Raw genomic sequence first — 23,581 nt, forward strand, 5'->3', positions numbered from 1 at the left:
TTAACACAGGTAGGCTTCGGTCCCGTTATGCCATGCAGTGCGGAAAGCCGATATAATGCGCGTTGACCACTCTCTTCAAGATTCGCCATGAAGCTTATTGGATCGCTTACCAGCCCCTACGTACGCAAGGCACGTATTGTCCTCGCCGAAAAGCACGTTGGCTATAGCTTCGAACTGGATGTTCCCTGGAACGATGATAGCCAAGTACCCCACTACAACCCGCTAGGCAAGGTGCCGGTGCTGATCATGGATGATGGGGCGAGCGTGTTTGATTCACGTGTGATCGTCGAGTATCTCGACAGTGTCAATCCCGTATCGCGTCTGATTCCGGACGGCAATCGGCGGCGCATCGCGGTAAAACGCTGGGAAGCGCTGGCGGACGGTATCTGCGATGCCGCTGCCGCCATTTTCCTGGAACGCAAGCGTAGCAAGACACAGCAAAGCGGACAGTGGATCTCCCGCCAGCAGAAAAAGGTTGAGGGAGGCCTGGAAGCGGCGGCAAGGGAACTCGGTGACAGAAAATGGTGCGATGGAAATGCCTATTCCCTGGCTGACATCGCGTTGGGCTGCGCGCTGGGCTATCTTGCTTTCCGGTTTCCGGAGATCAAGTGGCGGGAGAATTTTCCCAATCTCGCGGATCTTTCCGACCGTCTGGAAAAACGGTCTGCGTTCATGGAAACCGCCCCGCGGGACTGACAGCGACATTGTCAGATAAAATGGATCATCCCTGCGGGAGGCAGGTATCCATTTTTTTACCTGGAGATAAACTTGGATTTCAACTTCCGTGAAAATGAGGATCGTTACTTCCCGCAGCCCGCAGGATGGGGAGTGAAGCGTAGCCCATCGAATTCTGGTGACGGGTGATGGATTGCGGCTTTCAGCCTCCACCCATCCTATCCCTACCACCTCTGCTGTCCGTTTTATCTGCTTTCCCTTCTCAATCATCTTGCCTAGCGGTAATTATACCTCCCCCCAGGCACACTTTGCTTTCGTATACCACCACTGACTGCCCTGGCGCCACCGCCCACTGCGGTTGGGCGAACTCGATTTCGCACTTGTTGCGGTCGAGGTAAGCAATCGAACAGGGAGCATCCGGTTGGCGATAACGGATTTTGGCCGCGTATACCCAGTTACAGTGGGGTATCTGGCCGCTCACCCATGTCAGATCGGTTGCGATAAGCGCGGGCCTGAGCAGGTCGGGATGATCATGACCCTGAACCACCGTCAGGATGTTCCGCTTCACGTTCTTGTTCGAAACAAACCAGGGCTCGCCATCTCCTCCCCTTGTTCCGCCTATGCCTAATCCCTGCCGTTGTCCGATGGTGTAATACATAAGGCCGGCATGCCTGCCCATGACGTCCCCGGAAGGCGTCCGGATTTCGCCTGGATCGTTCGGCAAGTAGCGGTTGAGAAATTCCCGAAAAGGCCGTTCGCCGATAAAACAGATACCGGTGCTGTCCTTCTTGGAGAAATTGGGCAACCCGTGATCTTTCGCGATGCTTCGCACATCGCGCTTATAAAGATGCCCGATGGGAAACAGTGTCCTGGACAACTGCGCCTGGTTGAGCCGGTAGAGAAAATAACTCTGATCCTTTGTTCCATCCTCACCCTTGAGCAACTGGAATACGCCATCCGTATTGCGCACCTGGGCATAATGGCCTGTCGCAATATAATCCGCGCCCAGCCCCGCCGCATGATCCAGAAACGCCTTGAACTTTATCTCGGCATTGCACAGCACGTCCGGATTGGGTGTCCGGCCTGCCTTGTATTCGGCAAGAAAATGGCTGAATACCCGCTCCTTATATTCGGTGGAGAAATTTACCGCTTCAAGGGGAATTCCAATAACATCCGCCACTGATGCCGCATCTATCAAATCCTGTCGGGATGAGCAGTATTCATCCGTGTCGTCATCTTCCCAGTTTTTCATGAAGAGACCGATTACCTCATACCCCTGCTGCTTCAACAACAAGGCGGCGACAGAAGAATCCACGCCGCCGGACATTCCGACAACTACCCGTGCTTTGCTCATTTCAAGCCAAATGAGTAAGAATGTCGAGCGGACAGCCCTTCCCCGTCAGGTGGTCTTCGATGCATTTCATGACGAGTGGGCTACGGTGGCAATAGGTCATGCTGCGGATTTCATCGATGCCGAACCAGTCCGCTCGTACGATGCCCAAATCCAAGTTACGGCCGGGATCGTGGTCGCTCACTGCACCGGAAAAAGCAAAGCGTATGAATGTCGTATCTTCCGCCGGGGAATGCCAGTGGTAAATGCCGAGTACGGATCGGGGGACAAACGTGTAGCCCGTCTCTTCCAGAGTTTCCCGTATCGCGCCATGGATGATTGACTCGCCCGGCTCCAGGTGACCCGCCGGTTGATTAAACAACAAGCCGCTACTGGTTTGCTCTTCCACCAGAAGATATTGCCCGTCTTTCTCCACCACTGCTGCAACCGTCACATTGGGTTTCCAGATCATGATTTCGTTATTTCAACCGTTTTAATTATCAAATAGCGGAACGTGGATACAACCGGATACGGAGGCGAAATGTCATCCCCCTATTATAAGGGAAGCCGCCCTGCTGCTGCCGGCTGTAACGCTTTCCAGATATACCGGGGAAAACCCGCGGGCAAAAGCAAGCGCTTCTATCTGAAACGCGGTTAAAATATACGAATTTTGCCGATCCGGTTCCGGCTTGTTCTGGATTATGGAACTAAGCCCAGCTCAACAAATGGAGATAGCATGTATCAGCACATCAGCATACCAGCGGAAGGCTCAAAAATCAGCGTAAATGCGGATTATTCCCTGAATGTGCCGGACAATCCGGTCATTCCCTATATAGAAGGCGACGGAATCGGGGTGGACATTACCCCGGTAATGAGGAAGGTAGTTGATTCCGCCGTAGAAAAGGCTTATGAAGGCAAACGCAGGATTTCCTGGATGGAAATCTATGCCGGAGAGAAATCGACGCGTATTTACGGCGAAAATGTCTGGTTACCCGAGGAAACCCTGCAGGCGGCGAAAGAGTACGTGGTTTCGATCAAGGGTCCGTTGACCACACCGGTGGGAGGCGGAATCCGCTCCATCAATGTCGCTTTGCGCCAGGAACTGGACCTGTACGTATGCCTTCGTCCTGTTCGCTATTTTCAGGGAGTGCCTAGCCCCCTGAAAAATCCGGAAAAAACCGACATGGTCATTTTTCGCGAGAATTCGGAAGACATCTATGCCGGTATTGAATGGGAAGCTGGATCAGAAGGTGCAAAAAAAGTCATCGATTTTCTAATGAACGACATGGGCGTCACCAAGATACGCTTTCCCCAAACCGCAGGGATCGGCGTAAAGCCGGTATCCCGGGAAGGGACCGAAAGGCTGGTGCGCAAAGCAATCCAGTATGCGATAGATAACGGACGGCGCTCGGTAACACTGGTGCACAAAGGCAACATCATGAAATTTACCGAGGGTGCATTCAAGAACTGGAGCTACCAGCTTGCAGCAAAAGAGTTTGGGGCAAGCCTGCTCGACGGCGGTCCATGGATGAAGCTGCCCGAGGATAAAGGCGGTATAGTGATCAAGGATGTGATCGCCGACGCTTTTCTTCAGCAGATTCTGCTGCGGCCGGAGGAATATGATGTCATCGCCACACTGAACCTGAATGGTGATTATGTTTCCGATGCTTTGGCCGCGCAGGTGGGCGGCATCGGGATCGCTCCCGGCGCAAACATGAGCGACTCGATAGCCATTTTCGAGGCGACCCATGGAACCGCCCCCAAGTATGCCGGCAAGGATCAGGTTAATCCAGGCTCCATCATTCTGTCCGCGGAGATGATGCTGAGGCATATGGGCTGGGCGGAAGCCGCTGCTCTCATCACGCGGTCGATGGAAAAAACCATTCAAGATAAAACCGTAACTTATGACTTCGCCCGACTGATGGCTGGCGCGCAAAAAGTCTCCTGTTCAGCATTCGGGCAGGCCCTGATCGAAAACATGGCCCGTTGAAAACATGGCGCATTGAAAATCTGCCGCCTTGGGGGCAGAAGAGTAAGCAAGCGTCAAGCGCATTGCTGAGCTTGCTGCTTATCCTCGACAAGAAAAAGCCCCTTGCTGATTTACAGCAAGGGGCTTTGTATAATTCTGTGATGGATCACATGCTGCTCAGTGCGCTCGCACGCCCCGGCATGAAATCTTTAAGCAGACTGAATATTTGATGCTTGCTTGCCCTTCGGACCCTGGGTAACCTCAAACGTTACTTTTTGACCTTCTTTGAGAGTTTTGAATCCGGACATATTGATTGCGGAGAAGTGGGCGAATAAATCCTCGCTTCCATCATCGGGTGTAATGAAGCCAAAACCCTTTGAATCATTGAACCATTTTACTGTACCAGTTGCCATTATTGCTTCCTATAAATAAAACCGGGCCGGAAACCCGAACACTGTTTGAGTTTCAAGACCGCAAAACGGCTGTAACCGGTGCTGCAGAGAACTTGAAGCCAAACGCCAAGAGCTGTTTTACGCAAATCCATTGTTCAAGTCAAGTAGTCGGCCCCGTTATTTGGTAGAAATGCAGCAGAAAATTTTCTAAAAGGTACTTGAATATTTCAGCGCAATCATCAAATATAAAGATTGGAAGTTGTTATATTTCCGTTTTAATTGAAGGCAAGAATACAGGATCATGGCTGCAGGAAATAATGGTGAGGTTGTACTTGAGGCTAAAAAGAGTAAACTCAAGCCGCCACCAATGTTCAAGGTTATTTTGCTGAATGATGACTTCACGCCGATGGATTTCGTGGTGACTGTATTACAGACTTTTTTTTCCAAGAACCGAGAACAGGCGACACAAATCATGCTCAAAGTCCATATGGATGGAGCTGGAGTATGTGGAGTTTATCCCAATGATGTGGCTTCCACAAAAGTCGAGCAGGTAGTTGCATTTGCAAGGCAGCATCAGCATCCGCTACAGTGCGTGATGGAGGAGAACTGAAATGATTGCTCAAGAATTAGAGGTAAGTCTGCATATGGCATTCGTGGAATCGCGTCAGAAGCGCCACGAGTTCATTACGGTCGAGCATCTGTTACTGGCCCTGCTCGATAATCCGACTGCCGCAGAGGTATTGCGCGCCTGCTCGGTTGATATGGACGATTTACGCCGGCTGCTGACTGAGCATGTCACCGAAAACACGCCGACTGTAGGAGGGAGTGGAGAGGTGGATACGCAGCCTACTCTTGGTTTTCAGCGCGTTATCCAGCGCGCAATTCTGCATGTGCAGTCCTCGGGGAAAAAAGAAGTTACGGGCGCAAACGTACTGGTAGCGATATTTGGCGAAAAGGATTCCCACGCAGTTTATTTTCTTCATCAAAAAGGGGTAACCCGACTCGATGTCGTGAACTATATTTCTCACGGCATCAGCAAAGTTCCGCAGGGAACCAGCGCCAAAACCGAAAGCGAAGGAGATACCGAGCAGGAAATGAATGCGGGGGGCGCACTGGAAAGTTACGCGGTCAACCTCAACGCCCAGGCCCTGGCAGGCAAGATCGATCCGTTGATCGGGCGGGAGCGCGAACTGGAGCGCCTCATACAGACGCTGTGCCGCCGGCGCAAGAACAACCCGCTGCTGGTAGGGGAGGCAGGGGTAGGCAAAACAGCTATCGCTGAAGGTCTGGCGCGGCGAATTATCGAGAACGACGTTCCCGAGATCCTTGCACATCATCAGGTCTATGCCCTCGACATGGGCGCATTGCTGGCGGGTACCAAATACCGGGGTGATTTTGAGCAACGCCTGAAGGCAGTGCTGAAACAGTTGCTCGAGAGTTCGAATGCCATACTGTTCATCGATGAAATTCACACCTTGATCGGGGCTGGGGCGGCTTCCGGAGGCACCCTCGATGCCTCCAACTTGTTGAAACCGATATTGAATACCGGGCAGCTGAAATGTATTGGCGCCACCACCTACAGCGAATATCGCGGCATCTTTGAAAAAGATCATGCGCTTTCGCGGCGCTTCCAGAAAATTGATGTGCCCGAACCAAGCGTGGATGAAACGGTTTCCATACTGCGTGGCTTGAAAGCGCGTTATGAGGCGCATCATGGTGTCAAATATACCGCTACCGCGCTTACGACCGCCGCGGAATTGTCAGCCCGCTTTATCAACGACCGGCATCTGCCGGATAAAGCAATCGACGTAATCGACGAAGCCGGTGCAGCCCAGCGTGTTTTGCCGAAATCCAAGCAGCGCAAGGTAATCAGCAGGCACGAAATAGAAAGCATCATCGCCAAGATTGCACGCATTCCGGCGCAGAATGTTTCCAGTGATGACCGCAACACGCTCAAGACTCTGGACCGCGACCTGAAAGCGGTTGTGTTCGGGCAGGACCAGGCCATAAATGCGCTGACCGCAGCGATCAAGATGGCGAGAAGCGGCTTGGGCAATCCGCAAAAGCCAGTCGGTTCTTTCCTCTTTTCCGGCCCGACCGGAGTCGGCAAAACCGAGGTTGCGCGGCAGCTCGCCTACGCGCTTGGCATTCACCTGCACCGTTTCGACATGTCCGAATATATGGAACGGCATGCTGTTTCGCGTCTGATCGGCGCGCCGCCAGGCTATGTGGGATTTGACCAGGGTGGTTTGCTCACCGAGGCTATCATCAAGCAGCCATATTCCGTGCTGCTGCTGGATGAAATTGAAAAAGCGCACCCGGATATTTTCAATATCCTGCTGCAGGTGATGGATCACGGCACGTTGACGGACAATAACGGCCGCAAGGCGGATTTCCGCAACGTCGTCATCATTATGACCACCAATGCCGGAGCGGAAGCCTTGAGCAAGGCTACCATGGGCTTCACCAAGGCCGCGCAGACAGGTGACGAGATGGCCGATATCAAGCGGATGTTTACGCCTGAGTTCCGTAATCGGCTGGATGCGATCATTTCCTTTGCACCGCTGGATAGAGAAGTGATTCTGCGCGTGGTGGATAAATTCCTGATGCAGCTTGAAACACAGTTACAGGAGAAGAAAGTGGATGCGATATTCACCGATGCACTGAGAGAATATCTTGCCAGGAACGGTGTGGATCCCCTCATGGGCGCACGGCCGATGGCGCGTCTCATTCAAGACACCATACGCAGCGCCCTGGCGGATGAATTACTGTTCGGACGTCTGGCCAATGGCGGCAAAGTAACTGTCGATATCGATGCCGATAGCAAAGTGAAACTTCAGTTTGAGGAAGAAGCAGCAGCAGCGATATAAACTTGATTCATCAGGGTAGAAAAAACAAAGGAGGCGCGCATTTCCGCGCCTCCTTTGTTTTTGTCTTTTTTACTTTGCCTCGGCTGTTGTTCCGATTATTCTTCGCACCCTGATTCAGCAAGACCAGCGGCATCCCGGTCCATCTAACTCTATGGGCCCTATGGGCCCTCTATGAACTCCTTTGCCTCATGGTGCCGGAAAGCCGGTTATTTACCGGTCTCGTACTTGAAAGACAGGCTTACCCTCGCACGATAAGCCACCACCTTGCCATTTTCAACCACCAGATCCAGCTTCACTATTTCAGCGACGCGTAAGTCTCTCAATGTCTTTGATGCTGTTTCCACGGCGTTCTTGGCGGCGTCTTCCCAGGAAGTCGTGCTGGTTCCGATTATCTCCGTTATTTTGTAAACGCTATCTCCAGCCATGAAATTCTCCTTCGTAGGTGAACAACATAAACTCAGCACCGGACAAACCGGTATCTCTACTGACGTGATTTTCAGTTTAGGTTCAATTTTTGCGGATTGCAACCGGTAAGGAGCTAAAACTGCCCACTCTCCCCACCTCTCACCGGAAGAGTGCGGATTTCGGAACAATAGAGGGGAAATGAGTTACCTTTGTCGATTCAGTCTTCGATCCTTCGGCAGGCATGTCCTGAGTTCCATTCAACCTTCGATCCTTCTTCAAGCTCAGGATCGGGCGAACAGAGAAGAAGGACTCGACGTTTTTGCGTAAAACCGGAGTAAGAAACCCTTGAAACGCTCGGATCAAGAGGTGTTCCGCGAATCTCGGGGAATGGATAACTCCCCTATCAGCCAGCTACCACCCGCTTGGTGATGTATCCCAGCGCCTCATCCACCTGATCGATGAGAATAAGACACAATTCTCCCTCTTTCAGATCGTCAAATGCGGCATCAATGGCTCCAAACTCTCCGTAGATTTCCTTGATCTTCCGGGTGCGTTTCGCCTTTTCCAGGCCCTGCCGCAGCAGGCTCAATACCTCCCCATTCGCGCGACCGCGCTGGCACTGATCCTGATAAAGCACCACTTCATCGAAAGCATCTCCCAGTATTTCCGTCTGCCGCCGAATATCCTCATCGCGTCGATCGCCAGCACCGCTGATAACCACGAAGCGCCGTTTTGCCGGAATCTTGTCGATTGCATTTACAAGTGCGCGAATCGCATCGACATTATGGCCGTAGTCGGCAATAAGTGTAGCCCCCCGATGAGTGAAGAAATTGAAGCGTCCGGGAGCGGTTTGCATGTCGCTGACAAAATTCGCGAGATCGCCGCGAATGATCTGCCAGTCGAGACCCAGCGCCCAGCCTGCTGCGACGGCCGCCATGGCGTTTTCAATCTGGAATGCGATCGCGCCATTCTGTGTCACAGGTATGCCTGCAAACGGAAGGCGATATTCGAAATTGCCTTCCGCAGCGATGATTGCGTCGCCATCGACGTAAACGACACGTTTACGTTGGGCGCGATGCTTCGCGATCACGGGATTATCCGGATCGCGCGCAAAAAAAGTGACCTTGCCAGGGCAATGAGCGGCCATGCCTGCCACAAACGGATCAGCGGCGTTCAGCACTGCCACACCTGTCCCGGGCTTCACATTCTGCACGATGATGCGTTTGACGGCGGTCAGATCCTCCACGGTATTGATGTAGGAAAGACCGAGGTGATCACCGACTCCGATGTTGGTAACCACCGCGACATCACAACGATCGAAAGCCAATCCTTCGCGCAGCAGACCACCTCTCGCAGTTTCAAGCACTGCCGCGTCCACATCCGGATGAAGAAGCACTTTTCTTGCACTCTTGGGACCGCTGCAATCGCCGGTGTCGATACGTTGCCCCTCAATATAGACGCCGTCCGTGCTTGTCATGCCGACCCGCAGGCCCTGACAATCAAGAATATTGGCAATCAGCCTGACAGTAGTCGTTTTGCCGTTGGTGCCTGTTACCGCCACTACCGGAATGCGGGCATCATCACCCTTCTTGAACATGTTTGCAATGATCGCCTCTCCCACCGCCCGCCCTTTGCCGAAGGAAGGCTGCAAATGCATGCGCAAACCCGGCGCTGCATTGATTTCGATAATGGCGCCTTGTCCCTCCAGAGGTCTGGACACGCTTTCGCAGACAACATCCACTCCACAGATATCAAGGCCAATCATCTGGGCAGCTTCGCCCATACGCGCCGCAAATTCCGAATGAACTTCGTCGGTAACATCTGTCGCCGTTCCGCCGGTCGAAAGATTCGCATTATTCCTGAGAACTACTCGCGTTCCCACCGGCGGTACGGATTCCGATGTCAGACCCTGAGTTGCAAGGTGGGCAAGAGCGATTTCATCAAAATGGATTTTTGTAAGCGCGTTGGCATGTCCCTCACCGCGTCGCGGATCACTGTTGATCTGCTCCACCAATTCTCCAACCGTGTGAATCCCATCCCCTGCAACCTGGGGTGGCTCACGTCGTGCTGCGGCGACCAGCTTGTTGCCGACTACCAGCATGCGATAGTCGTGGCCGGGAATGTAGCGCTCAACCATTACTTTTCCAGTGACTTCAACCGCAACGGCGTATGCTGCTTCCACCTGCTCTCGGCTCACGAGATTCACGCGGACCCCCCTTCCCTGATTGCCGTCCTGCGGCTTGACGACGACAGGGCTGCCGATTTCACAGGTCGCCACCCATGCATCCTCCGCACTTGTAACCGGCCTTCCGGGTGTGACAGGTACGCCGGCAGCATCCAGCAAGAAGCGGGTAAGCTCTTTGTCCTGCGCGACCGACTCGGCTACCAGGCTGGTAAGGCAGGTTTCTGCAGCCTGAATACGCCGCTGCCTGCTACCCCAGCCGAATTGCACCATGCTGCCATCAGTCAGCCGGTGGAAGGGAATACCGCGGGCAACCGCTGCCCGCACTACTGAACCGGTGCTCGGCCCCAGGCGTATGTCCTCATAGAGCTCACGCAGATGCTGCAGGGCATCCGCCAGATTGAAAGGGGTATCTTCGATAGCCGCGCTGCACAGGGCTTGTGCAAGATCAAAGGCGAGCCTGCCAACCGCCTCTTCGCTGTATTCCACGACGACCTGGTAAACGTCGGCTTCAAGCGTCGGAGCGATCTTGCTGAAAGCCACCGGGCAACCCACCTGTACTTCGAGTCCGAGTGCAGTGCGCTCGAGCGCATGCGCAAGCATTTCCGCTTCAGAGCAAGATGCGGCTCGAAGCAAATCGATTTGCGGGAATCGCGCGTACAGGCGATCCAGAAAACCCGGCATGCCGCCCGGCAGGGATTCAGGAGTGTCGCAGGAAACGACTGCCTCTATGGCTGTCTGACGGCTCCACAAATTGGGCCCGCGCAAAGCGCGGAGACGTGATACTTGCATCGGCAGTTCTCCTAGCGTTTCTTATTCAGCGGAGGTTTACTGATTCTTTTTACGCCTTGTTAAACGCGTGAAAGTTTCCAATCCCCGCGCGTATGACGGCCAGGTCGATGCCGAGTGACCATGCGGCGCCTACTGCCGCGAGTACATTTTCGACCTCCAAAACATCCTGCCCGTTACATGTAACCGGAACATCGTTCAATTTACTCAGTAGCAGTTCACCGGACCCGTCAACAAGGAAAATTTCTCCGTCTCGAACCGTTACCGCCCGTTTGCCTTGAACGCCGTTTATACCAGCGGTGCCGTGCAAGCAATGCTCTTTTATTACCGGAAGATCGGAATCCAGGCTGAAGTAAATAATTTCCCCATTGCACAGCGCAGCCATTTCCACCAGCATCGGTTCCCTGGCGTTGAGCACTGCCGCACCTGCGGGCACGACTACATCCACTTGGGTACGCAACAGGTCGAAGACCTGTTTGGGGGTTTCGAGATACTTTCCATAATGACGGGTCAACTCCACATTGGCAACGATGCCGACATGACAGCCATCGTAGGCCAATCCCTCGCGCAGCATGCTGTCACTGCCGTTTTCAAAAACCGCCGCCTCGATTGACCGGTTCATGAGAATGTTGCGCGCTGTCTTCCAGTTGGCCTGATCGCCTTTTTTCACTTGCCTGCGGTCAAGATAGAAGCCGTCGCTGCATGCCAGGCCCGTCTGCTTTCCGGATAGCGCGAGCAGTTGAGCAATGAGATGAGCCAGATTGGTTGTACCATAACTGCCGGTAATACCTACAACCGGAATGCGGCCGTCCTCGTAGCTCGGGAAGAGATGCTCGACGATCGCTTCACCGACCGGACGCGGGGTACCAATAGCGGGCTTGATGTGCATCAGCAAACCGGGTCCGGCATTGACTTCGACAATGGCTCCGCCCTGTTCTGCAAGCGGCCGCGCGATATCCGTGGCGACAAGATCGATGCCCGCAATATCCAGCCCGACAACACGCGCCGCCAGCGAAGCCGCCGCCGCCGTACTGGGATGCACCTCGTCGGTAACATCGAAAGCATGGTTACCGTTACGCTGAATGATGACTTCCTGCCCGACAAGCGGTATTGAATCCGTGGTGAAACCTTGCCGCAGGAGTTCCATTATCGTTACCCCATCCACACTGACCGGATTCAGTGGATGATCTTCACTTTCCCCCCGACGGGGATCAGAGTTGAGCTGCTGCTGGATCAGTTCGTTTATGGTGGAAATCCCATCGCCTGTAACCGAAACGGAATCACCCCGGCTTGCGGCGACGAGACGGCCCCCGACTACCAGCAGGCGGTGTTCCGTACCGGGAACATAACCCTCGACCAGGACACCGCTGCCCTCTTCCAGAGCTACCCTATAAGCGGACTCGATTTCTTCACGCTTGCTCAACTCGATAAAAACGCCGCGCCCATGATTTCCGTCACACGGCTTGATCACCACCGGCAGACCGATTTCCTGGGCCGCTTCCCATGCATCCTCGGCGCTGTGAACGATGCGGCCCTCAGGGATGGCGACACCGCACGATTGAAGCAGTGCTTTGGTCAGATCCTTATCGCGCGAGATGCTTTCTGCAATTGCGGGAGTGCGGTCCGTTTCGGCTGTCCAGATGCGCTGGCTTCGGATGCCATAGCCCAACTGTACCAGATTGCCCTTGGCAAGAAGGCGAATCGCCGGAATGTTGCGGCTGGCGGCAGCTTCAACAATGCAGGCAGTGGATGGCCCGAGCCACAGCGAATCGATCATCCCGCGCAGATGCGCAACAGCGCCTCTCACATCGTAAGGTTCGTCCCCCGGTGAATAATCCATTGCCGCAAGCAGCAATTCCCTTGCTGCTGCGAGAGCATTGCGCGTGACATCCTCATGCCACGCGCTCACAGCCACCTTGTAGACACCGCGCAGGGATGTTTCGCGCGCCCGGCCGAAGCCACCGGGCATTCCTGCCAGATTTTGCAGTTCAAGCGTAACGTGCTCGAGAATATGGCCAGTCCAGGTACCTTCCTTTAAACGGCGCAGAAATCCGCCCCGCTCCCCATAGCTGCAGCGGTGCTCAATGAGCGAAGGAAGCCAGGAAGACAGGCATTCATAGAAACCGGGGATTGTGTCGGAGGGAAAGTCTTCGAGTTCCCCGATATCGACAATGGCTTCAAGTACGGGACGAACACTCCAGATATTGGGTCCGTTGAGGTGACGTATTTCAATAAACTTGATATCCCGATTTACCGTTATGTAGTCAGGTTTGGTATCTGCGTAAGCCAGCATAAAGTGAGATTCTCACAAGAAATAAGTTAAGGTTGAACTAACGCGGCTGACTACAATAGGTTTACAACCAGGTAAATTAATATGAAAAGCAAATGATTTTTCTCACGAGCGTCTGGCTTTCAGGACGGGGTCCCCATCCGCAAGAAATCAAGCATGGATTATGCCAGCTAAAATAATCTTTGAAAAACAGTTATTTGGAGCAGGAGAGGAGGCCATTTTGTCGCCATTTCCCGACAATCGGTTTCCCGGCGAAAATATACCGTTGATATCACGCAATGTTGTATGTCTCCTGGCAGCGACAGGCTTTGCAGAGGGCGCTGTAAACACGCAACTGCGAAACAATGCTCCAACTGCAAGTGCCGGAATCGGTACCCTTGCTTTGAATCAGAGGAAGCGGTCGAGGACCTTTCGGCTGTGATGATCAAGCGCCGTACGGTCGCGTATCAGGAAATTGATGTTCTGACTGTCGGTGATCAGCAAAGCGATTGGAGTCAGACGGCGAATGTATTCTTCGCCCTTGAGAACGAATGACGTGCTTCCGCGGTCGGTTTCAACTCGCCAGGTGCTGGGGGTGGCAAAACTTGAAACTGCCTCGATGCGTTTGATTTCCGGCATGAACTCCCGGTTGGCAAGATCCGTTTCAACATGCCTGCGCGCCTCATCGGGAAGGTCGCTCAACACCTCGATCCACGCCAGCTCATGGCCATCCGTATCGACCAGCGAGATACCGCGGCTGGGAGCGGTAATGGGAAAAGCCCGTACCGGAACCACACCCTCTCGTACTTCCCCGTTCGCTCCGATAAACATCAGTCGTCCAAAGGCATTGCGGCTCAGGGAGTAGTGTAAGGGCACTTTTTCCGTCATTCCCGGCCACCTTCAGCCCTTGGCTCCGGGCTCAGCCCGCGCAGATCGTCCTCTGTGTCCACATTGCGCACTTGCGCCTGGTAAAGCCGGTAATAATGCCCTTCACGCGCCATGAGTTCATCATGATTGCCTATTTCGATAACGCTTCCGCGATCAAGAACGATAAGCCGACTGGCATCACGCAATGTGGAGAGCCGGTGGGCAATCGCGATGGTAGTCCGACCGCGCACCAGGTTTTCGAGCGCTTTCTGGATCTCTTTCTCGGTGGTCGTATCCACGGAGGATGTCGCTTCGTCCAGGATCAGAATACGCGGATCGATTAGCAGTGCCCTTGCAATCGATATGCGTTGCCGCTCTCCACCCGAGAGCGCCTGCCCCCGTTCGCCGACCAGAGAGTCATAGCCGTGCGGCAGGCGGAGAATAAACTCATGCGCATGCGCAGCTCGTGCAGCGGTGACAATTTCCTCCTCTGTCGCGTTCGGTCTGCCGTAGGCAATATTCTCGGCAATGGTACCGAAAAACAAAAAGGGTTCCTGAAGAACAAGCCCGATATGCTTGCGGTATTCCGCGACCGGAAGCGCGCGTATATCCACGCCATCCAGCAGGATTGCGCCTTCCGTCACGTCGTAGAAACGGCAGATCAGATTGACGAGCGTACTCTTGCCTGAGCCGCTATGTCCTACCAGACCCACCATTTCACCCGGCTCGATGGTTATATTGATGTCGTGCGTGACTGTGCGGGTACCGTAGCGGAACTCGACATTTCGCAACTCGATTCGCCCCTCTACGATGGGCAGGTGTACAGGGTGGGCCGGCTCCGGAACGCTGGAAACGTGATCGAGAATTTCGAAGATGCGCTTGGTGCCGGCAGCGGCCTTTTGCGTAAACGAGACGATACGGCTCATCGAATCCAGCCGCACATAGAAACGGCTGATGTAGGTGAGAAAAGCCGTCAGCACGCCTACCGTGATTTCATCTTTTGATACCTGCCAGATACCGAAAACCCACACCACCAGCAAACCGATCTCGGTCAGCAGCACGACTGTTGGCGTGAACATCGACCAGACTTTGTTGACCCGGTCATTGACTTCCCGATTGCGTTCATTGGCAGCGCGAAAGCGGGTTGCCTCCCGCTTCTCCTGCGCAAACGCCTTCACCACCCGCACGCCGGGAATGGTGTCGGCAAGCACGCTGGTCAACTCGGCCCAAACGCGATCGACCTTCTCGAACCCGGTCCGCAACTTATCGCGAACCAGATGGATCAGCCACGCAATGATCGGCAACGGCGTCAGGGTGACCAGCGCAAGCCACGGCTCGATCGAAACCAGGATAATGGTCGTCATGCCGATCATCAGCACGTCGGTCGCGAAATCGAGCAGGTGCAGCGACAGGAAAATGTTGAGGCGGTCTGTTTCCGACCCGATACGCGCCATGAGATCCCCCGTGCGCTTGCCGCCGAAATAGGCGTGCGAGAGTTTGAGAAGATGCTCGAAAGTGGCTGTACGCAAATCAGCACCAATGTGCTCGGAAACCAGTGCGAGTACGTAAGTGCGTGCCCATCCCAATCCCCAGGCCACAATCGCGGCTCCGAGCAGTCCGGTCAGATAAAAACCAACCAGTTCAACGTCAATCGGCTTACCGTTCTGATAGGGAATCAGTACGTTGTCCATCAGGGGCATGGTCAGGTACGGAGGCACCATCGCCGCTCCCGTGCTGCCAAGCGTCAGAAGAAAACCGGCAAAAAGTCTCCACTTGTAGGGTCTGGCGAAACGCCACAAGCGTAACAGGGTCCAGGTAGACGGTGGCGCGTGTACTTGCTTGCGGCACGCTTCGCACTCCTCCTGCCCCGGAGCCAGTGAAACATCCAGTATCCTGTGACACTTGGGGCAGAGAATCTGTACAGGTAAAGAGCGAAACTCCCCTGTCAAGTGATAATGAAGTTGCTCACGGAAATTATCGATGAGCCGGCTGGCCGCAGCATCCCTCCCCAATGTGTAGCGCCAGCGTGCAAGTAGCGCGTTCTCATCGAAAAGCTCAAGACTGCCGACGCCTGCATGATCGCTGCGCACAAGCGTCAGTCCGAGCCGGTAACTCCACTCCTGCCACGTTGTCGCCGCCCCCGCTTCCGCCTTAGCGAGCAGACGTTTATTGGTGACGACTACAAGTTCAGGATCAAAATGCAGTCGGTCATTGAGGTCAGTTTCGAGCCATGCCGCCACCTTTTCTCCCTTGGAAAGCCGCGATTCAACAGCCCCAATCCAGGCAGCTGGCAGAGCAGGCGCCACTGCGTCTGGCAGCATGTCATCGGGAGAAATCGGCGAAAGCCCGGATTCCGGCATTACTCTATATAGGGGAAATCAGTATCAGATATTCAAAAATAGCGAACAGGAGCAGTTCTGTCTCTTCGTCCGTTCCAGTTCGCAGCAGGCATCTCCGCCTCGCTTTGAAGCGTCATCGTTCAAGAACAATTCGCAGAGCGAGATTCACATATAAACGAGCACAATGACGCAGTTCCTCCACTCCGAAACCCGAGTATGGTCGGCTGGAGTATCAGATAGTGCTCATTATGCCCTTATCGGGATACTATGTCTGAGCATTTACTCCCCGTCCAATATTTATGCCTGGCGCGCTCCTAGGATAGCGCCTATGGTAACCGCCCCCAATCCTGCCAGAGTGAGCAGAGACAAGGGTTCTCCCAGGACAGGCACAGCCGCCAATGCGGATACGACGGGCACGAATGCCATCAGCAGGGCGACCGTTTGCGACCCGAGGCGACGCACGGCGAACGTATAGAGCAGCATCGCGATAAAGACGACCAGCACACCCTGATATGCTGCCTGAATGGTGATTTCGCGAACAGAGGCCTGTGCGAGATTGCTGGGCAGAAATAACAGCCAAACGGGCAGGTAAATTGCGGCGCTGCCCAGGGTGGTCGTTACAGTGGCAGCAAGCGGCGGCATCGGATAGCGCGCAAGCAGCAGCGTGAATATCGCCCATAATAAGGACCCGCAAAGAAATAGCACGTCCCCGAGAATCTGCGTGGGAGATACATGTGTTCCGAGTGAGAGCGAGTCAGCGGCGGTCAGCAGGATGCCGACAAAAACAATAAGCAGCGCTATCTGGCGCACGCCTGTAAATCTTTCGCCGAACCACAGCCACGCAATAATCGCAGTCAGAAAAGGCAGTGTGCCGGGCAACAGAACGGAAGCATGAGCTGCCGGCGCCCAGCGAAAGGCAGCGTATACCACCGCAGCGTAACCGATGCCGCCGAACAGCGAGAACAGGGCTATCACCTTGAGGGGGGGCAACAGGATTCGCGGCAAAAAAAAGACGGCGATCGAAGCGCCTACTCCGAATCGCAGCAGGGCAATATCCCAGCTTGTCAACGTGCCCATCCCCCCGTATCGGCTGACGAGAATGAAGCCGGTCCAGATGCATATGGAAAAGAAGACCGCTATCCAGCCACTCCAGGATTTGAGTGCTTCGCTCATGTATTGAAACAGCGCTTGTTATTGTCTGGTTGTTCTTTGTTGCGGCTGTTTCATGAGTACGAGCGGAGCTTCCCTTCCTGGGAAAACAGAACTGTCGGAACCTCCATACGCTCAGGTGCTCCCCTGCTTCGCTTTGTGCACAGCTTTTCTGATACTTTCAAGTGCTGCTTCAATGATGCTACGGGGCGCACCGATATTCATGCGCATGAAACCGCTGCCTTCTTCGCCAAACAAAGTGCCCGGACTCATACCGATACCCGCTTCATGCACAAAAAAATGCCTGAGCTGGATATCAGTCATCCCCAATGCGTTCATCAGCTCGTGGCAATCAAACCAGAGCAGATACGTGCCTTCGGGGTCGATGAGGTGGATTTCAGGGAGGTGGGTCGCCAGATACTCTGAGACAAAATCACGGGTTTTCTGTAGATAAACCAGCAATTCATCCAGCCAGACTTCACCTTCCCGATAGGCTGCCTCGAAAGCAGCAATGCTGAAAGGATTGGATGCGCTGGCATGCAGGATATCGAACGTCCGCGCAAGCTCTTCCCGATGCCTGGAATCCGGCACGACGAGAGCGGAAAGATTCAATCCGGGAATGTTGAATGCCTTGCTGGGGGCGACAGCTGTTATGACATCTGCCTTGCTTCCGGCCCATGCTTTCGCCAGCCGTGAGAGCATATGATGCCTGGCTTCGGGATAAATCAGATCAGCATGGATTTCGTCGGAAAATACCACGAGGTTGTGTTTATCCGCTATCCGCAGGATGCGTTCGAGTTCCCCCCTGCTCCACACTCTGCCGACGGGATTATGCGGTGAGCATAACAGCAGGAGACGTGCGCCTTGCGCGCATTGCTCGAGATGATCGTAATCGATCTCATAATGGCCATTCCGCAACCGCAGCGGATTCTGTACGAGTTGCCTGCCGGTACTGGTGACGGCAGAAAAAAAGGGGAAATATACCGGCGGCTGCACGATAACCGGTTCTCCGGGTTGCGCAAAGGTCATGATAGCGGCATGCAACGACGGAACCACGCCGGGGCACATCATGATCCAGTCTCGCTCGATCTCCCAGCCATGACGACGCCTCAGCCAATCAATCAGCGACTCATACAAACTGTCGGGAAAGACGGTGTACCCATACACCGGATGGGCGGCGCGTCGAGAAAGCGCCCGCGTGACCGCGGCTGGAGCGGCAAAATCCATGTCCGCGACCCATAGGGGAATTACTCCCGCTGCGCCAAACATGCTTTGGCGCTTGTCGTATTTCAGGCTGGCTGTCCCGGTCCGGTCAATTTCCTTATCAAAATCCTGGTTCCCGATGGAAGAGCTTCTGTTCAAACAACTTTCTCCCAGATTGTTACTTCCGAGAGTGTGTGCTGGAATTTACGGCGTGTTTCGCGAATAACAAATGGAACTTCCGTGGGCCCCTGAATCAGCTTGAAGTGGGTACTCAGAATTTCTTTCAGCCCATCGAGCGTTCCGAAACTTTCACCATCCCGCTTGAATCCACCGATCCAGGCTTCCCGCTTGGTATGTTCCTCCAGCCATGTATAAGGAGAGGCAATCAGCAGAATACCGCCGGGATTGAGGCGAGTGTGTATGGATGTGAGCAGTTTGGCCGGATCATAAAGGCGGTCTATGAGATTCGCCGCGAGAATCAGGTCATAACCTGTATAGAGCGGCTTGAGATTACAGGCATCGCCCTGATAAAACGCCACTTTGTGCCTGACGTTATCGAGGCCCAGTCCAGTCAGCGTCCGCTCCCGGTAAAAGACCAGATCACCTTCATCGGCGAGGGTATAGCGCAGCACGCCTTGCGACGCCAACTGAACTCCCTGCCCAATGAAGCGGGCGGAGAAATCGACTCCTGTCACCTCATCGAAATGTCGCGCCAGTTCAAAGACGGCCCTCCCCGATGCGCAGCCCAGATCGAACGCCTTGCGCGCCGGCTTGTCCCCCATGGCGGCAATAGCGAGCTCGGCCAGCGCTTTCGGAAAATTTGGCACACCGAAATAGGTGTCTCCGTAATGGAATTCTGCATATTCGGAGAGCAGCTTATCGGTTTCGTAGTGGGAGCCATGCTGAATCGCCGGGGCAGCGCCGACCACATAGCGAAAACCCGCGTGCTGAAAGAAATGGCGCCGAAACGCGTAACGCGAGTTCTTCAAGGATTCGTTACCGCAGGAAATCCAGGAGCCTCCCTTGATGAGATTGTGCCTGCCATCGAAAGTCGGTGTTGTGAAATCATCATAGTGGGAATGAACATCAAAGCCGTCGAAAGGATAAATAGGCGTTTCGGTCCACTGCCACACATTCCCGACCACATCGTAAAAATCGCCCTGGACAAATTCGTTGACAGGGTGGCTGGATGCACCATGATCGAGATGAATGTTGGCTTCGGCTGGTGCGGCAGCCAGAACCTCGGATAATCCCGCCACCTCATAGAGACGGTACCATTCATCCTCTGTCGGGAGGCGATAAGGCTGGTCGCTCACAGACGCTTTCCAGTTACAGAAGGCCTTGGCTTCGTGATAATTCACCTCCACCGGCCAATCCCAGGGCATGGGAACTTCCTTGGTCATCAGGCGCAACTCCCATTCGACGCCTCGCCGGAGCCAGAAAGTAGGATGCTTCGCGCCAGCATGCTTCAGCCAGGCGCGCCCTTCCTCTTCCCAGTAACTTTCGGTTCCATAGCCTTCCGCCTGAACAAATTCCAGGAATTCCTGATTACTCACCAGGTATTTGCCAGCTTCGAAGGCTGCAACGTCCGCAATGTGGGTACCGTATTCGTTATCCCATCCGTAGAAAGGATCGTCTTTTTTCTTGCCAAGCTGCACGGTGCCTTCCGGTACCTTCACCAGCTGATTGTCGGGCGCAACCCCAGATTTACGGTAGGGCTCCCACGCAGGATGGGGAGCGACATGTTCCAGCGCATGCTGCCGGATAAGGACGGACGAAGTCTCTAGATGAATGCGCTCGTGTTCGATACCCATCACGATCGTCCACCAGGGGCTGTCCCATTCAATGGGCAGGGTCAGAGGCGTTTCACGAATGAGTCGATCGACGGTTTCCCGCATCCTTCTACGATAGGCTCGCACCTCTTCGACAGAAGGCCAATCGTAATGCGTCGTATCCAGATCGTCCCAACTCATTTCATCGACACCCACTGCGAACATCGATTCCATTTTTGGGTTGATACGTTCAGTGATCAGACCCGCGAGCAGCAGTTTATTGGTAAAGAAGGTGGCCGTATGGCCGAGATAGAATATGAGCGGATGACGCAAAGAAATGGGTTTTTTGAAGTAGGCTGCATCTCCCCGCAGCGTTTCGAAGAGCTGCTCGTAACGATCCAGTGTGGAATGAAAGTATTCGCGTATTTCCTCGCGCTTTGCCGCAGCATTATCACCTGTAAGAACAGGAGTTCGGGAAAAGAGCTGTTTGGGCATTACACGCAACTTGGGGTTTTCGGAAGCAGATTGAACAGCTGTGGTTGTTTTCTTTGCATTCAAATTCATGTTCACCCTCGGTTATGGATATAGCCTCTCAATATAAAATAAACGAAGTGTACACCCGGATACATTGCCTCACTATTGCCAGGAATCATGGAGCAGAGAACTCAGCACTGAAAAACATGACAGCACAGTGAGAGGAGCTTTTCTCGAATTGCTGACGCCCGTCCGCCTGTGCTTCATACCGTGGTGCTGCGTAAAAAGACCTGAGGTTACTTCCTTCACCCTTCGCACCTTCGGGCGCTTGATTATTTTGGTTTATGCTGGTGCTTTCGATTGCTCTGGCAAGCCCGAGTTCCATATTTATTTCAGGGAGGGATTATTGGATCAGCAGAGCATCGGGACGTAATTTTAGCTGAACATGTCCGGACTTCCCAAACGACAAGTGAAGGAAGGGAGAAATAGTGGCAGCCATGAACTGCAACTGCCCAGCCTGCAAGAATAGTGTGCGTCCCACACATTTCCACCCCAGGTGGCTGTGCGCCCGGCGGGAGGCGATGTTCGTCCGGGTAACACGGCTGAAGGTATATTTTATCCCTCGCTCGTTAAGATATTGATTGGCTCCGTTCCACACACCGATAAATCCGCGGCCCATGCGATATTCGGGAAAAAGGTAGAAGTCGAAATCGAAGACCGCTTCGCCGATCGGCGATACCAGGAAGATGCAGCGAACCTCGTCTTCTTTGTAAGCATAGGGACAGAACCACATATATCCGATAAATTTCCCTTTCTGAAAAGCGCCAAGGCAAACCGCATTCTGTTCAAAACGGGCTTCCTTTATGTCTGGCCGCGCCGGCATGAGATCCACTTCCGGATCACCTCGTTTGATCTCGCGAATTTCAAGATTCCTGCTTAACCGCTCGGGGATAAGTGGCTCTTTGTGAATCGGCTGGACCATAATATCGTAGAAATACAGTCGCAGGGCGGGAGAAATACTGGCAAGAAAACGATCTGACACATACAACAGGCCAGCAAAAAATCCAAATTCCTTAAAAAGCGCAGCAAGTTTTTGAAGCATTTCGTAGTTATGGGCAGGATAATTTTGGCGAATTTTTATATCGGCGAAATATTGCCGGCTTAATCTTTTATGAGTTCAAGTGGATGGCGACAGGATAAATTTATCTTAAATAATGCCGGGAGAACACAGAAAAATGAAAAAAGAATACTGGCTGGAACGCTGGAGGCAGGAAGAAATCGGTTTTCACCAGAGCGAAGTCAATCCGTATTTACGCCAGTATTGGCGTGAATTAAAGGTTGAGCCGGAGAAACAGGTTCTCGTTCCCCTCTGCGGGAAAAGCCGAGACATGATGTGGCTCCGCGAGCAGGACCTTTCCGTGTTGGGTGTGGAATTAAGCGCTCGGGCAGTCCAGGCGTTCTTCAAGGAAAACGCATATTCTCCTCGCCACACAACCTTGGGGAAATTCGATCGCTGGGATGTGGAGGGCATCCGCATCCTGTGCGGAGATTTTTTTGACCTGGAAAAAGACGACCTGGCAGAGGTGGGCGCAGTGTATGACCGCGCCTCCCTGGTCGCGCTGCCCCCGAAAACCCGCTATGCATACGCAGACCACTTGCTGCGCATCTTGCCGCCCGCAATCCCGATACTGCTCGTTACTTTCGATTATCCCCAAGCTGAAATGTCGGGTCCGCCTTTTGCGGTTTCCACAGCCGAGGTAGAGGCGCTTTACGGAAAACGCACGGATATTCGTCTGCTCGCAAAATTCGACGTGCTGACGGAGAATCCGCGCTTTCAGCAACGAGGCATAAGCCGACTTCAGGAAAGCATCTTCCTCCTCACGACACGGACGGCATAACACTCGAAGAAATCCCCTGACAGCTTGCCCAGTCGTGAGAGAGATTCAAAGGCGCCCTATTAATAACGTCGTGTTTTTACTCCAGATTAAACTATGCTTGTAGTGGCTCTATTAAGAAATTCCAATTCTAGGCGAAGATGGCAAATAAACAACCCCTGGGCCATGTTTTCATGAAAGGAAAAAAAGATGAGACCATACTTGTTATTCGTCTGTATTTTCTTGAGCGCATGCGTCGGACTGCCGGCAGCAGTGCGAGACGTACCGGTGGCAAAAGTCGGTTATGGCGAAGTGAGCCAGAACCCGAACAGCTATAAGGATACGTCCGTCCGCTGGGGAGGCGTGGTGATTGATGTTGAAAATGAAGAAAACTTCACCCTGGTGCAGGTGCTGTCCTATCCCCTCAATTATTCCGGACGGCCGCAACTGAACAAACAGAGCGAGGGACGTTTCGTGATCAAGAGTTCCGAATTTCTGGATCCCGCTGTTTATGCAAAGGATAGAGAAATCACAGTTGCGGGAACAATCGAAGGTGATATCGAGCGTACGATAGGAAAAAAACACGTACGTCTGCCTCTGCTTTCTTCCAAAGGCATTTATTTATGGCCGGTGTACCAATATCAGCCTTACACTTATGGCGGGCCCGGCTACGGCTTCAGTCCATACTTCGGATATGGGTATTATGGCGGACCATATTGGGGAGGATTCTACCGCCCCTACTGGTGGTATTAGAAACCCTTTGATAAGTCCTCCTTGAGCATTCTCAGTAAAGTCGGGATAATCATCGCCCGGGTACAGCATGCGCCGCCCTGCCGGGCACGTTGCATGCCATATGGAACCGTTGTGGTCTGTTCCGCCTTTTTTGAGAAAGCGATTTGAGCATTAGTCGAAACCGCGGCGTTTTTCTTTATCCTTTCGCGGCAAACCCACAGGACCGGTAAATCCACAAGGGCGCAGCTGCCATGGTCCGGAATACTGGCATCGTGCGCCCTTTGTCCTGA

19 protein-coding genes are annotated in these 23,581 nt (G+C 53.6%); 7 read left to right on the forward strand and 12 right to left on the reverse strand.

Annotated features, from left to right (window positions below; translation table 11 throughout):
• Positions 1 to 87: 87 nt before the first annotated feature.
• Positions 88 to 696, forward strand: coding sequence for a glutathione S-transferase (locus tag C8R21_RS04015; protein WP_107761546.1), 609 nt, complete (start codon positions 88 to 90; stop codon positions 694 to 696).
• A 241-nt stretch (positions 697 to 937) separates the two neighbouring features.
• Here the strand turns inward: C8R21_RS04015 and mnmA are convergent, their stop codons facing one another.
• Both mnmA and C8R21_RS04025 read right to left on the reverse strand, forming a co-directional pair.
• Positions 938 to 2,029 (reverse strand): tRNA 2-thiouridine(34) synthase MnmA, encoded by a 1,092-nt coding sequence (mnmA, locus tag C8R21_RS04020; protein ID WP_107761547.1) that lies wholly within the window; start codon positions 2,027 to 2,029, stop codon positions 938 to 940.
• Between the two features lies 1 nt (position 2,030).
• On the reverse strand, positions 2,031 to 2,477 hold the full coding sequence (locus C8R21_RS04025) for an NUDIX hydrolase (RefSeq protein WP_107761548.1): 447 nt from the start codon (positions 2,475 to 2,477) through the stop codon (positions 2,031 to 2,033).
• Positions 2,478 to 2,741: 264 nt separating this feature from the next.
• On the opposite strand from C8R21_RS04025, the gene icd reads away from it, so the two are divergent.
• Entirely contained in the window at positions 2,742 to 3,995 is a 1,254-nt protein-coding gene (gene icd, locus C8R21_RS04030; protein WP_107761549.1) for an NADP-dependent isocitrate dehydrogenase, read from the forward strand.
• Positions 3,992 to 4,204: a hypothetical protein gene (locus C8R21_RS04035; RefSeq protein WP_107761550.1), complete on the forward strand. Its 213-nt coding sequence runs from the start codon at positions 3,992 to 3,994 to the stop codon at positions 4,202 to 4,204. Before icd ends, C8R21_RS04035 begins: the two co-directional genes overlap by 4 nt.
• Here the strand turns inward: C8R21_RS04035 and C8R21_RS04040 are convergent.
• Positions 4,184 to 4,387 carry a cold-shock protein gene (locus C8R21_RS04040; RefSeq protein ID WP_011381544.1) on the reverse strand — a complete coding sequence of 68 codons (204 nt, stop codon included), beginning with the start codon at positions 4,385 to 4,387 and terminating at the stop codon, positions 4,184 to 4,186. The two genes, C8R21_RS04035 and C8R21_RS04040, sit on opposite strands and share 21 nt — an antisense overlap.
• A 280-nt stretch (positions 4,388 to 4,667) precedes the next feature.
• Here C8R21_RS04040 and clpS point away from each other — a divergent pair, with 280 nt between their 5' ends.
• Positions 4,668 to 4,976, forward strand: a complete 309-nt coding sequence (clpS, locus tag C8R21_RS04045) for an ATP-dependent Clp protease adapter ClpS (RefSeq protein ID WP_107761551.1) — start codon at positions 4,668 to 4,670, stop codon at positions 4,974 to 4,976.
• 1 nt (position 4,977) lies between these two features.
• A complete protein-coding gene (gene clpA, locus C8R21_RS04050; RefSeq protein ID WP_107761552.1) occupies positions 4,978 to 7,236 on the forward strand; it encodes an ATP-dependent Clp protease ATP-binding subunit ClpA in 2,259 nt (752 codons plus the stop codon).
• Positions 7,237 to 7,442: 206 nt separating this feature from the next.
• On the opposite strand, the gene C8R21_RS04055 is transcribed toward clpA, so the two are convergent.
• From C8R21_RS04055 to C8R21_RS04105, 9 genes are all read right to left on the reverse strand, one after another.
• Positions 7,443 to 7,661 carry a dodecin family protein gene (locus C8R21_RS04055; RefSeq protein ID WP_074974823.1) on the reverse strand — a complete coding sequence of 73 codons (219 nt, stop codon included), beginning with the start codon at positions 7,659 to 7,661 and terminating at the stop codon, positions 7,443 to 7,445.
• A 383-nt stretch (positions 7,662 to 8,044) separates the two neighbouring features.
• The gene (gene cphA / locus C8R21_RS04060; protein ID WP_107761553.1) at positions 8,045 to 10,615 is read right to left on the reverse strand and encodes a cyanophycin synthetase; all 2,571 of its coding nucleotides are present in this window, start codon (positions 10,613 to 10,615) and stop codon (positions 8,045 to 8,047) included.
• Positions 10,616 to 10,664: 49 nt separating this feature from the next.
• Positions 10,665 to 12,905 carry a cyanophycin synthetase gene (locus C8R21_RS04065; protein ID WP_107761554.1) on the reverse strand — a complete coding sequence of 747 codons (2,241 nt, stop codon included), beginning with the start codon at positions 12,903 to 12,905 and terminating at the stop codon, positions 10,665 to 10,667.
• Between the two features lie 384 nt (positions 12,906 to 13,289).
• The gene (locus tag C8R21_RS04075) at positions 13,290 to 13,769 is read right to left on the reverse strand and encodes a cyanophycin metabolism-associated DUF1854 family protein (RefSeq protein WP_107761556.1); all 480 of its coding nucleotides are present in this window, start codon (positions 13,767 to 13,769) and stop codon (positions 13,290 to 13,292) included.
• Positions 13,766 to 16,108, reverse strand: coding sequence for a cyanophycin metabolism-associated ABC transporter (locus C8R21_RS04080; protein ID WP_375135995.1), 2,343 nt, complete (start codon positions 16,106 to 16,108; stop codon positions 13,766 to 13,768). Before C8R21_RS04080 ends, C8R21_RS04075 begins: the two co-directional genes overlap by 4 nt.
• A 276-nt stretch (positions 16,109 to 16,384) precedes the next feature.
• The gene (locus C8R21_RS04085) at positions 16,385 to 17,260 is read right to left on the reverse strand and encodes a DMT family transporter (RefSeq protein ID WP_107761557.1); all 876 of its coding nucleotides are present in this window, start codon (positions 17,258 to 17,260) and stop codon (positions 16,385 to 16,387) included.
• A 111-nt stretch (positions 17,261 to 17,371) separates the two neighbouring features.
• Positions 17,372 to 18,598, reverse strand: coding sequence for a MalY/PatB family protein (locus C8R21_RS04090; RefSeq protein ID WP_107761558.1), 1,227 nt, complete (start codon positions 18,596 to 18,598; stop codon positions 17,372 to 17,374).
• On the reverse strand, positions 18,595 to 20,706 hold the full coding sequence (ovoA, locus tag C8R21_RS04095; RefSeq protein WP_181258842.1) for a 5-histidylcysteine sulfoxide synthase: 2,112 nt from the start codon (positions 20,704 to 20,706) through the stop codon (positions 18,595 to 18,597). The genes C8R21_RS04090 and ovoA overlap by 4 nt, the downstream gene beginning before the upstream one ends.
• A 382-nt stretch (positions 20,707 to 21,088) precedes the next feature.
• Positions 21,089 to 21,787, reverse strand: coding sequence for a GNAT family N-acetyltransferase (locus tag C8R21_RS04105; protein ID WP_107761561.1), 699 nt, complete (start codon positions 21,785 to 21,787; stop codon positions 21,089 to 21,091).
• 133 nt (positions 21,788 to 21,920) lie between these two features.
• Here C8R21_RS04105 and C8R21_RS04110 point away from each other — a divergent pair, with 133 nt between their 5' ends.
• Together C8R21_RS04110 and C8R21_RS04115 are read left to right on the forward strand one after the other, a co-directional pair.
• Positions 21,921 to 22,583: a thiopurine S-methyltransferase gene (locus tag C8R21_RS04110; RefSeq protein ID WP_107761562.1), complete on the forward strand. Its 663-nt coding sequence runs from the start codon at positions 21,921 to 21,923 to the stop codon at positions 22,581 to 22,583.
• 186 nt (positions 22,584 to 22,769) lie between these two features.
• On the forward strand, positions 22,770 to 23,312 hold the full coding sequence (locus C8R21_RS04115) for a Slp family lipoprotein (protein WP_107761563.1): 543 nt from the start codon (positions 22,770 to 22,772) through the stop codon (positions 23,310 to 23,312).
• The last annotated feature ends 269 nt before the right edge of the window (positions 23,313 to 23,581 follow it).

The sequence above is a fragment of the Nitrosospira multiformis genome, assembly GCF_003050865.1.
In the GTDB taxonomy this organism is placed as follows: domain Bacteria; phylum Pseudomonadota; class Gammaproteobacteria; order Burkholderiales; family Nitrosomonadaceae; genus Nitrosospira; species Nitrosospira multiformis_E.